Here is a 12,008-nt window from a genome sequence, read left to right on the forward strand (position 1 = left end):
AGTAAAGGACTAAAAGCAAAAGACGTGAACAAGAAGACAGCTCACTTCCTGATGGCGGTTTCGCTTGCCGTCGTCGGCCCTATCGCTTCGGCAAAGGCCGACGACAACGTTGTGGAGAGACAGTTGGAACACCGGAGCGACACCCGCTCATGGTTTCCGGAAGTCTACCGCAACCCCGCCATGCAATGGAATCGTTACCGGTATTCGCTGAACCGGTTGGCCTCGACCTACACCGACAGCCGGGCCACGCTTCCACAGCAGTTGGAGCATGGCGACAAGACGACGGCAGTCGTGGGCGACATAGACGCGTTTCTGCGAAAGAAGCATGTCTCCCTCTGGGGGACGGCGCACTACGCCAATGGCAAGACCCGCCACATACGCTATAACGAGACCACCGATTTCGACCTTCTTTATCCCTATGTCATGGCCGATACTGTCGGCGGAGGCGTCTCGCGCAAGGAGACCTACGACTTCACGGGGGGCTTCGCCCACCACAAGGACAGATGGACAATCGGTGTGGAAGGCCGCTACACGGCCCGGTTGGAATACCGGACAGTGGACCCGCGCCCCAAGAACCTCACGGGAGACTTGCAGGTGAAGGCGGGAATGGGCTGGTCAGGCCTCTTCAGCGGGACTTACGAGGGGGGACTGTCGGCGGGCGTCCGACGCTACAAGCAGACGAACGCGCTCGCGTTTTACAACGAGACGTCGCAGCCGGCCGTCTATCATCTCACCGGACTGGGCGTGGATTACTACCGGTTCAGGGGTTCCTACACCTCCACCTACTACAAAGGACTGGGATGGAATGCCACGATGGAGCTGCGACCCGCCGCTCCCCGAAACGGCGTCTACGCTTCGTTGAACTACAGTTTCCTGGCTGTGGAGAAAATCATTTCCGACCTCAACGAACTTCCGCTCACGAAGTTGGAGTTGCGACACCAAGGCTTCGAACTGGGCTACCTGCGCAAGGGACAAGCTTGCACGTGGGGCGTGAGGATGGCGGAAACCCACGACGAGCGGCGTGGAATGGAAAACATCTTCGGCTCGGCGCAAGACAACATCTATCCACAGATCGCTTCGGGCCGGCAGTATCGGGAGAGACGATGGAACCTCTCGGGGGCGTTGCTGTGCCAATATCGCCCGTCGGGCACGGCCGTATATGACCTTTCGTTGACCCAACACTACCGCCACATCCGCGAAAGCCACGTCGACCCATGGCGGAAAATGTCCTCTTCTGCGCAGATTTCAACCTTCTCGCTGAAAGGAATGTGGCAGATGAAGCGGTGGCTACTGCAAACCGCCGCGCGCTTGGACTACGCCTGGAACAGCCGTTGCAGCACGACGCTGAACGGAAGTGTCAATGAGCGCATGATGGCCCCCGTGCGTCATCGCTGTGCCTTCTACGGCAACAACCGCCAGGAAGCCGCCTTGCGGGCCGAAGCCGACTATGCCGTGAACCGCCATTACAGCGTGTTTGTCGCCGCCGAATGGAATCACGCACGCTACATGAAGACAGAACACAACAACCTCCTGCGCCTTTCGCTGGGCATGGAGTTCTGAATTTGAGATCAATAAATATTCAACTAAAACCCAAAGACTATGATGAAAAATTTACTCCTTTCGTTTGTAATGCTGGCAACCATGGCCGCAGCTCATGCCGCGGACTTCAAATACCAGTGGCACCACACCATCTACGGGCAGACCAAGTCCGGCAACACGCCCGTTTCCGTCATCAAGACTACGGACGGCAACTATGTAACCTTCAACGCCTTCGGTACCAACACGCTCACTGGAACCAAAGTCTATTTCGACGGGCAACCGCTTAAAGACGCCCAAGGGAAAGAGATTGAGGGCTGCCTGTATGTCGGGACTAATGACAACTCCGTCAACGACAACCTCCTGTTGCAGAAAATGAATCCCCAAACAGGCGCCGTGATGTGGACGGTGTACTCGGACAAGGGCTATCTCTACAACAACAAATCCATCTATCCGACGGCCGACGGCGGCCTGGTCTTTGCCGGCGACGTGCGCAATCTGGCCGACAAGACGGAAACGACACTCTTCCGCCTCGTCGGGGCTGACGACAAGAAGGTGGAAGTGAGTTACACGCCGGCCGGAGACGGCCATTCTTCCGTTGAAGGGGTCATCGCCAAGATAGACAAGGACGGGCACGTGGAATGGGCCAGGTTGATAGCCACCACCACGCATCCCACCGTCAAAGGCAAGACTTTCGGCAGCTATGCCATCTATTACAAGGGGCTGGTCGTAGACAGCAAGGGCAACATCTATGTGTGCGGCAACTACATGTCGTCCGTCACCTTTGAAAAGCGTGACGGCACAAAGGAGACGCACGAGGCCAAGAACACGGCAGCATGGGACGGCAGCATACAGTCATCGGCAGGCGACCCGTTCATCGCCAAACTCGATAAGGACGGCTATCTGCTCCAGTTCATGACAGAAGACGAAAGCAACATCAAGTTTGCGACATTCGAGAAGATGGTCATCCATGATGATGTTCTTTATGTGAGCGGACGCTTTCAGGGCGACGGCACCGCCACCATCAAGTTCGGCGACACCACCTTGAAACCCAACGATTGCCACAACCTCATCTATGCTTCCATCAGAACAAATGATTTGAAGCCCAACTACATCAAGATGTTGGTCGGCGGGAAGTTCGGTGGCACGAGTTATGCCGTACAGAACATGAACCTCCAATACTATAACGGCAGCCTCTATATGACCGGTCTGATTACGGGAAGCTTGGCCGACGACGCCTCTCCGACGCCTTTCATCTCCACAACGACCAAGATGCGTGAAGCCATGATCGTAAAGGCGGACGCCAAAAGCGGCAACCGGCTGGCTGCCGGCATAGACGGGAAGTCCATCACAGCCGCCTATGCCGTGGTCGAAACGAAAGACCCTGCCACCGTTTGGGTCTACGGATATTCATTATCAACGAAAGCCCGGCTCAACAAATATACGCTCAAGGACGGTAAACTTACGAAAGAGAAGGAAGAAATCGTACTCAATCAAGCCTCTGTAGGCATGTTGGGAGCACCCCTGATTGACGGCAACGCTTTCGTTTCCATGGCAAGACCACGCGGCAACTCCGGCACCGTCTTGGGCGCAACAGGTGAACCGACCCAATTCTACAACTGGGGCATTGTCCTCACGAAGCACACCTGCGACGACATTCAACCCGAGAGTGGCGTGCCGGCCAGTATCAAGGACCTGAACGTGCAGCAGAACAATGCGGGCAACTGCAACGTCTATACGCTCAGGGGCGTGCTCGTCAAGCGGGCCAAGACCATGGCGGAGGCCATCGACAACCTGCCTGCGGGCCTCTATATCATCGGCGGCAAGAAGATGGTCGTGAGATAAAGAAGAAGCAAGTGGTTGAAATCATCAGACTTGCAAACCCTGAAACATTTCCTACATGAAGAAATACTTTCCATGGGTGCTGCTCTTGCTGCTGTCGCCGACCCTCGTCGTCGCACAAGCACTGGAGCAGGACCCTTCTTTCCTGACGGGAAAGCTGAAGAACGGACTGACCTACTACATCCGTCACAACGCCAAGGAGCCGGGCATAGCCGACTTCTACATCGCCCAACGGGTGGGTTCCATCCTCGAAGAGCCTCGGCAGCGCGGACTGGCCCACTTCCTGGAGCACATGGCCTTCAACGGCACCACACACTTTCGGGGCAACGGCAAGTCGCCGGCCATCGTGCCGTGGTGTGAGAGCGTGGGCGTGAAGTTCGGTGCCAACCTCAATGCCTATACGAGCGTCGACCAAACGGTGTACAACATATCGGCGGTGCCTGTGGGGCGCGAGGCCGTGCTCGACTCGGCCCTGCTCATCCTGCACGACTGGAGCCACGACCTGCTGCTCACCGACAAAGAGATAGACAAGGAGCGTGGCGTGATACACGAAGAATGGCGCACGCGCCGTGCCGGAAAGGCCACGCAGCGCATGATGGAACGGGTGCTCCCGACGGTCTACCGGGGCACGAAGTATGAAGACTGCCTGCCCATCGGGTCGATGGACATCGTGGACAACTTCCCCTACAAGGACCTGCGCGACTATTACAAGAAATGGTATCGGCCCGACTTGCAGGCCATCATCGTGGTGGGCGACATCCGCCCGGCCGAGGTGGAGGCGAAAATCAAGCGGCTGTTCGGCGCCATTCCACGCCCCAAACGGGCCGCCGAGCGCGTCTACTATCCCGTGGCCGACAACGACCGGATGATTGTGGCCACCGACCGCGACAGCGAACAGCCCATCATGCTGGCCAACCTCTTCATGAAGCACGATGTGGTGCCCGACGGCGAGAAGACCACCGTCGGCTATCTGCGCGACAACTACATCGAGTCGCTCATCCTCTCCATGCTCAACGCCCGTTTGCAGGAATTGCAACAGCAGGCCGTCCCGCCCTTCCTGTCGGCCTCGGCCCATGCCGGCCCCTTCCTGGTGTCGCGCACCAAGGATGCTTTCCGGCTCTCTTTCGGCTGCAGGCAGGAGAATGTGAAAGGCTCGTTCGACGCCGTGATAGCCGAGAGCGAGCGTGCCCGCCGCTACGGGTTCACCGAGAGCGAACTGCAACGGGCGCAAGACCGACGGCTGAAGGTGGCCGAACGCCAATATGCCGAGCGCAACGACCGCCGCAACCACTACTTCGTGAACAAGGCACTGCAGAACTTCCTGTCGGCCGAACCGGTGGTCACGGAGGCGTTCCAGCTTGAACTCATCAGGCAATTCAACCGTACCGTCACCTCGGAGCAGGTGAACAGGGCGGTGAAAAGCTTGATTTCGGACAGGAACCAGGTGCTGGTGGTCTACGCACCCGACAAGCCCGAGTTCGTTCTGCCGCCCGACGACACGCTCGAACGGTATGTGCTCGACGCGCAAGCGAGGACTTACGAGCCTTACAGCGAGCCGCAACTGACCGGCGAACTCATCCCCACGCCGCCCCAACCGGGGACGATCGTCGGCGAACGGGCGGGCCTGCATGGCACGAAGGTGCTGGAACTGAGCAACGGCGTCACCGTCTATGTCAAGCAGACCGATCACAGCAAAGACCAGATAGCCATGCGCCTCTGGGGCGAGGGCGGCACGTCGCGCTATCCCGACAGCGACGCGCCCAACTTCCCGTTTGTCACCAGCGCCATCACCGACGCTGGTGTGGGGGCTTTCGACAAGAACACGCTGCACAAAATGCTCGCCTCGAAGATGGCCGGCGTCACGCCATCCATCAGCGACGACACGCAGCAGCTTACCGGAAAGTCGTCGGTCAAAGACCTCAAGACAATGCTGGAGCTCACCTATCTCTACTTCGCGCAGCCCCGCCGTGACACCATTGCCTTCAATGGGGCGATAGACCGCATGCGCTCTTTCCTGACCAACAGGGAGGCCAACCCGCAGGTGAGCTACAACGACTCGCTCGTCGCGATACTCTACGGCAACCATCCACGCATGCAGCCCACCAAGCGCGAGACGCTCGACCGCGTGTCCTACGACCGTGTGTGGCAAATCTACCGGGAGTGCTTCGCCGATGCGTCCAAGTTCACCATGCTGCTTGTGGGCAATGTCGACATCGACGCCCTGCGTCCCCTGCTCTGCCGGTATGTCGCCACGCTGCCGTCGAGCAAGAACAACACGGCAACCCAACCGACAGGCTGGAAGAAACATCCCACGCCCGACGTGCGTGACGCCGACGAGACGCGGCTCTTCAAAAAGCGGATGAACACGCCCTCGGCATTGGTCAACATCTTCTACACCTTTGAAGAGCCTTACACCGCCAAGAGCGACCTTGCGCTGGACGTGCTGCAACGCGTGTTGCAGACGGCCTACACCGACAGCGTGCGCGAGGAGAAGGGGGGCACCTACGGGGTGAGCGTCAGCTATGAGCTTGAGAAGGACAACCGTCCCACGGCCATGCTGCGCATCACCTTCCGCACCGACCCCGCCAAGTATGCCACACTGATACCCATCGTCTACCGGCAGCTGGCGCATATCGCCGAACGCGGCCCCAACCCGGCGAGCATGGACAAGGCGAAGAAGTATCTGCTGAAGACCTACGGCCAAAACATCATCGACAACGGCTATTGGGATTATGTCATCTACCATCAGCTGCAAGACGGCATTGATTTCCACACCGGCTACGAGCAGCTGGTGCGCAACCTCACCGCCCGCGATGTGCAACAAATGGCGAAAGACCTTCTCGACAGTCGTCGTCGCATAGAGGTGACCATGCAGAGCGAATAGCCCTGCGCGCCATCAACCGACAAGCCCTGTCCTGACGCATGCCATCATTCGTCGGACAGGGCTTTTCCATGTCTTGGCAGACGTCTCCCCGCCTGCCGGACAACAACTATCTGTAGACATAGATGGCATTGGCCACCTTGCGTTCGCCCTGATGGTCGAAACGCCTGTTGTCGCAGGGATGATTCACCACGCCTCCGCAGGCCGCAGCCCAAAGTGTCGTGGAGCCGCCGCCATCCATGTTGATGGCGTCGCGACAACCGATGACACGCAGGAAATGGGCCAGTTGCGGCAGACTCATCCCCCCGGCATGGCCTGGGGCACGTCCATCTATGGCGACGAAGAGGAGCTTGCCGTTTCCCATCGTTGCGATGGCCGTGCGGGGATGGCGCGTCGCCACGAATCCGCTGTCGCAACCGGTCAGGTCGCAGGGCCTTCCGCCGCACAGCAGCAGGGGGCCCGAGGCCAGGAGGGTGCCCCGACGCCGCCTGTCGCCCAACTCCGTCTGCCGGTTCCAGGGCATGATTCGCAGTTTCCGGCCGTCCGCAAGGATGGCACCGGTGACACGCAGGGATAGCTCTTGGGTCTCCGTGGTGTCCACGACCTGGCCGTCCACCTTGAGACAGCACACCGAATTGAACCGTTTCATGTCGAAATAGGAGCCGTTCACGGCGGCCAAGGCTCCGACACTGTCGGCTGTGGCGCCGACGGTCTTGCCTTGTCCGGTCACGGCAATGCCCACCCTGCGCCCGCCCGTGAGCCTGGTTTCGACGATGGAAATGGTTTGCGGCGCGCCATAGAGCACGGGAAACGCCATTTGCCTGACGGTGACCCCGTCGGCAGAGGACAGCACGCGCCACGGCGCCGTGGCGATGGCAATCGAATCTTGGATGGTCTGGGCCTGCAAGCCGCAGAAGGAAAGGCAGAGGAAAGCCAGCAATAGTTTTTTCATTTTCGAGCGCATGATGGGTTGAGCATGAGTAATACGCATGCAAACGTATAAAGAAGTTGCGAACAAAGCAAGGGAGTCGCCCCTGTAAATCCTTTTATAGTAGAGTTTGAAGGCTGTAACCAAAAAGCGCATCAAGGGAAATTGTATGCAGGTGCAAATAGCTGTCATGCGATAGTGAATATTGTCGCATCTGATATTTTCACTTCCAGCACTTTGGCTATTTCATCGAATCCGACATTTGCATTTGCATTCAATCCCAATAACTTTGAAATGCCATCACTATCTGTACTCAACCTGTTGTCAAGTACCAACCTGTAGTTTGTGTCTTCCTTTTTCAATTTATAGGAATGAAAGTGCATGGAGTCTCCTATCAGGGGCTGTGAGTTCACGTATGCAAACACAAACTCCTTTCTCATATATTCGAGGAGATGGTCTTGGACAATAAGGACAAGATGTTTGTTGATGCTTTCAAAAGTGTCTATTTTATGATGCAACTGCACTAGAATTGTCTTTGCGGTCATCTTCCAGTTCATACCAAAGTTTTTGTCAGGAACAGGTACGTTTTCCTTCAATCCAAGTTCTTGCAGGGCGAGTTCACGTTCCGGCCATACCGTTCCGGTCGTATCCATAGTTTGCAACTCGATTCCCACGAAATCCTTGACTTTACGGTTGGAGTCTGTTGATACGAGAAAGTAATCTACGCTACCGCCAGGGACAGATACCTCCCTAACAAGATGCAGTTCGTTTCCGGGCTGATGTGAGGTCAGCAGATGCAGACAGTCTGCGAAAATCTGCTTACGCTCCAACAATCTTTGGGGACAGATGATGACATCCTTGTCATCCGCTCCATACCGAACGGTGCATGTGCCGATTGAAATGGCAGCCTGGCTCTTGCGTACCTTGAAGCAGCGTTTACCCGAATAGCGGCAGTGCTGACTTTTTAGAATACTTCTCCACTTCAGCTCCTCTTGCTCTACTGAAAAGGTAAATAATTCCCTGACTCTTGACATATTCTTTGCTTGGCTAATTTGATATACTCGTTCGACAGGTCAATGCCGATAGATTTACGCCCCAGTTCGTAAGCCACTTTCATTGTCGTACCTGTACCGCTGAAGGGGTCAAGCACCACTCCGTCTTTTGGGCAAGTAGACTTGATTGGAATCACGCATAACTCCTCAGGATATGGAGCAAAGTGCATCTTGCGGTGCTGTGAATCTTCAGGGATAATATCCCACACGTCACTGGGCATCGTACCTTTCGGATTGTAGAAAAGGAAATAGAACCCCTTGTCTCTAAGTTCCTTGGCACGTCCTGAAAGCTTTATGGAATCAGAATGTGTTATACGCTGCTCGTTTCGGATGACCATTCGGAAATCTGAAATCTCACCGCGCTTGATACGACCAAGCACATAATCCAATTGATTTATGGCATTTTCCTTTTCCTCGTCTGTCAGGCTTGTCGAAAGTTCTATCTGCCGTCTGTACCTGATTCCGCTGACACCTGTGGCCGATACGACAGCACCATTCCTGATTGTGGCCTGACGAGGTTTTGATCGAATAGAGTCTGCGTCAAAATAATATTTGTCATTCTTCACAAAGAAGAAAAAATCCTCGAACACCGAGCCGAATCGGTCGGGGTTGGGCGACAGACCGCCCTTATGCTTGTTCCATATCACGTTGTTGCGGAGAATCCAGCCGTCATCTATCATCTTCAATGCGACTCGCCAAGGAATACCTTGCAATGATTTATTGTGGTAGGAATCTCCGATATTAAGCCAGAAAGCGCCACTTGGCTTGAGTACACGTTTCAACTCTTTGATGATTTCATAGAGACTGTCAATATATTCTTTGGGAGACGTTTCAAGCCCTATTCCTCCATTTTCATACTGACGTTTTTGCCAGTATGGGGGACTTGTCACACAGCAATCCACGGAACAGTCGGATATTCTGCGCAACACATCTAAAGAATCCCCTTGCACGAACAAAGGGAAGCGACCGTCCTTTAGCATGTATTCTGAAACTATGCACATGTGATATTCAACTTTTGGAATTACAAAGATAAAGAAATTTTCCAAAAGTACAAAGTGGCTATCGGTGCGGATTACGATTCATTAAACCCAAATCGTTCATTAGGAATAATGCTACAATCTTTTTCTAATGAACGGATTGAAGTTTAAGGCTAATTAATAAAAGTTCCATGCGGACGGCGCAAGCCCCCAGCCGCTCGCAGCTCAAAGCAGGCTTCCGGGCTTGCAACCGATGGCTTCCGGCACGCTGAAAGCACTGCTTTCAGGAGCCGAAAACAGGCCTTTCACTGTCTGAAAGGGCAGCCGGGACAACTTCACCATCACACGGGAATCATGCACTTGCAGAAGCAAAAGAAGGGGCAACACGGCATAATAAGAGACTCGCCATGTCCGTGTCATGTCCATCCTCCCCCATCACACGCAATATGCGGCCATGTCCTACAGCCGCCCGAGAGACTACACCACGGCAGGGGGCAACAAGCACGACGAAACAGCCTGGCAAAAAACGCAATGAAGGCCGCCAACTCGCGTCGACGGCCTTCACTATTGATGAGAATGGATATTCTGCTAATTTATTCAGCCTTTGCTTCCTCAGCGGCAGGGGCTTCGGCCACCTGCTCTTCGGCTACGGGAGCCTCGACAGCCTCCTCTTTCTTGGTGGAGCGACGGCTGCGGCGAGTCTTCTTCTCGGCCTTGGGAGCCTTTGCCATGTTCTCATCGAAGTCTACAAGCTCGATGAAAGCGATGGGGGCGGCGTCGCCACGACGGTTGCCCAGCTTGATGACGCGGGTGTAGCCACCCGGACGGTCAGCCACCTTGGCAGCAACCTCGCCGAAGAGTTCCTTGACGGCTTCCTTGTTCTGAAGATAACGGAAAACAACGCGGCGGCTGTTGGTGTCATCTTTCTTTGAACGGGTCAGAAGCGGTTCCACATACTTCTTCAAGGCCTTTGCCTTTGCGAGGGTCGTAGTGATTCTTTTGTGCATGATCAGCGAGATGGCCATGTTGGCAAGCATGGCTTTACGATGAGATGCAGTACGACCCAGATGGTTGAATTTTTTATTATGTCTCATTTTGTTTTTTGATTGTTGTGGACATTCACCTAAAGGCAGCACGGCCGCGGGACACAGCCCCACAGGCCGCCGCCATGTTCAGACTACTCCTTGTCCAGTTTATACTTTGAAATGTCGGTTCCAAACGACAGATTCAGACTCTCGAGCAAATCATCAAGCTCAGAAAGCGATTTCTTACCAAAGTTGCGGAACTTGAGCAGGTCGGTCTTGTTGTACTGGACAAGATCGCCAAGCGTCTCGACGTCGGCCGCCTTCAGACAGTTGAGCGCGCGGACAGAAAGATTCATGTCGACAAGCTTTGTCTTGAGCAACTGGCGCATGTGGAGAACCTCTTCATCGAACTCCTGATTGCTTTCCGTGTCAGGACTCTCCAATGTTATCTTCTCGTCGGAGAAGAGCATGAAGTGATAAATGAGTATCTTGGCAGCCTCCTTGAGCGCATCCTTGGGGGATATGGAACCATCGGTCGTAACTTCAATGACCAGTTTGTCGTAATCGGTCTTCTGTTCGACACGATAAGGCTCAACCGAATATTTGACGTTACGGATAGGGGTGTAGATAGAATCGATTGGAATTACGTTGACATCCGTGCAGAACTCGCGGTTCTCATCGGCCGGAACATAGCCGCGGCCCTTGTTGATCGTGAGGTCTATTTGCATGGAAGCTTTGGCATCTATATGACAAATCACCAAATCAGGGTTTAACACTTCAAATCCAGTCAGATACTTGCCGATATCACCAGCTTTGAATTCGGTGGAATTCTCTACGGTGATACTAACTTTCTCATTCTCGAATTCTTCTACTACTTGCTTGAATCTTACTTGTTTCAAATTCAAGATGATGTTGGTCACATCCTCCTTCACACCTGGCACGGAAGAGAACTCATGCTCGACACCCCCGATACGCAGGGTGTTGATAGCATAGCCTTCCAGCGATGAAAGAAGAATGCGGCGCAATGCGTTGCCGATGGTAACGCCAAAGCCCGGCTCAAGAGGACGAAACTCGAACTTGCCGAATTTGTCGTTGGCCTCCAACATTACAACTTTATCAGGTTTTTGAAATGCTAATATCGCCATTAACTTAATGATTTATTTAGAGTACAACTCAACGATTAACTGCTCCTTGATGTTTTCCGGAATGTCGGCACGCTCCGGCTTGTGCAGGAACTTGCCGCTCTTAGAAGTCTCGTCCCACTCTATCCATGGGTACTTGCTGTGATTGAAACCCGCAAGTGCCGTCTGGATGACCTCAAGAGACTTGGCTTTCTCTCGAACGCCAACAATCTGACCAGGCTTTACTGAAAAAGAAGGGATATTAACAACCTTGCCATCGACGACGATGTGCTTGTGGCCTACCAGCTGGCGGGCGGCGGCACGGGTCGGGGCAATGCCCAGACGGAACACCACATTGTCGAGACGGCTCTCCAGGTTCTGAAGAAGAACCTCACCGGTAATGCCGCTGGCCTTGGCGGCCTTCTCAAACATATTACGGAACTGGCGTTCAAGCACACCATAGGTGTACTTGGCTTTCTGCTTCTCTGCCAACATGACTCCGTACTCGGACATCTTCCGGCGACGGTTGTTGCCATGCTGTCCAGGAGGGAAGTTTCTCTTGGACAAAACTTTGTCGGCGCCGAAGATGGGTTCACCAAAACGACGCGCAATTTTAGATTTCGGACCTATATATCTAGCCATAATA

The 12,008-nt window shown here is 54.5% G+C and carries 10 protein-coding genes; 3 read left to right on the forward strand and 7 right to left on the reverse strand.

The features are described 5' to 3' along the window. Positions 1-24 precede the first annotated feature (24 nt). The 3 genes from K334_RS0109570 to K334_RS0109580 are packed head-to-tail and all read left to right on the forward strand — an operon-like array spanning position 25 to position 6,262. On the forward strand, positions 25-1,560 hold the full coding sequence (locus tag K334_RS0109570; RefSeq protein WP_027444879.1) for a DUF6850 family outer membrane beta-barrel protein: 1,536 nt from the start codon (positions 25-27) through the stop codon (positions 1,558-1,560). 39 nt (positions 1,561-1,599) lie between these two features. Further along, complete coding sequence (locus tag K334_RS0109575) at positions 1,600-3,381, forward strand: SBBP repeat-containing protein (protein ID WP_025882012.1); 1,782 nt, start codon at positions 1,600-1,602, stop codon at positions 3,379-3,381. A 55-nt stretch (positions 3,382-3,436) separates the two neighbouring features. Beyond that, complete coding sequence (locus K334_RS0109580; RefSeq protein WP_027444880.1) at positions 3,437-6,262, forward strand: M16 family metallopeptidase; 2,826 nt, start codon at positions 3,437-3,439, stop codon at positions 6,260-6,262. A gap of 106 nt (positions 6,263-6,368) precedes the next feature. On the opposite strand, the gene K334_RS0109585 is transcribed toward K334_RS0109580, so the two are convergent. From K334_RS0109585 to rpsD, 7 genes are all read right to left on the reverse strand, one after another. Then, positions 6,369-7,211, reverse strand: coding sequence for a phosphodiester glycosidase family protein (locus K334_RS0109585; RefSeq protein WP_154655586.1), 843 nt, complete (start codon positions 7,209-7,211; stop codon positions 6,369-6,371). Between the two features lie 164 nt (positions 7,212-7,375). Further along, entirely contained in the window at positions 7,376-8,221 is an 846-nt protein-coding gene (locus K334_RS0109590) for a NotI family restriction endonuclease (protein ID WP_025882011.1), read from the reverse strand. After that, entirely contained in the window at positions 8,185-9,285 is a 1,101-nt protein-coding gene (locus tag K334_RS0109595) for a DNA-methyltransferase (protein WP_025882009.1), read from the reverse strand. Before K334_RS0109595 ends, K334_RS0109590 begins: the two co-directional genes overlap by 37 nt. A 156-nt stretch (positions 9,286-9,441) precedes the next feature. Continuing rightward, entirely contained in the window at positions 9,442-9,636 is a 195-nt protein-coding gene (locus K334_RS0109600; RefSeq protein ID WP_154655587.1) for a hypothetical protein, read from the reverse strand. 173 nt (positions 9,637-9,809) lie between these two features. Beyond that, positions 9,810-10,310: a 50S ribosomal protein L17 gene (gene rplQ / locus K334_RS0109605; protein ID WP_021589316.1), complete on the reverse strand. Its 501-nt coding sequence runs from the start codon at positions 10,308-10,310 to the stop codon at positions 9,810-9,812. 83 nt (positions 10,311-10,393) lie between these two features. Next, positions 10,394-11,386, reverse strand: a complete 993-nt coding sequence (locus tag K334_RS0109610; protein ID WP_021589362.1) for a DNA-directed RNA polymerase subunit alpha — start codon at positions 11,384-11,386, stop codon at positions 10,394-10,396. Positions 11,387-11,398: 12 nt separating this feature from the next. Beyond that, positions 11,399-12,004: a 30S ribosomal protein S4 gene (gene rpsD, locus K334_RS0109615; protein ID WP_021589310.1), complete on the reverse strand. Its 606-nt coding sequence runs from the start codon at positions 12,002-12,004 to the stop codon at positions 11,399-11,401. Positions 12,005-12,008 lie beyond the last annotated feature (4 nt).

Origin of the sequence: Segatella baroniae DSM 16972 = JCM 13447 (genome assembly GCF_000426585.1) — a bacterium.
Lineage (GTDB): Bacteria > Bacteroidota > Bacteroidia > Bacteroidales > Bacteroidaceae > Prevotella > Prevotella baroniae.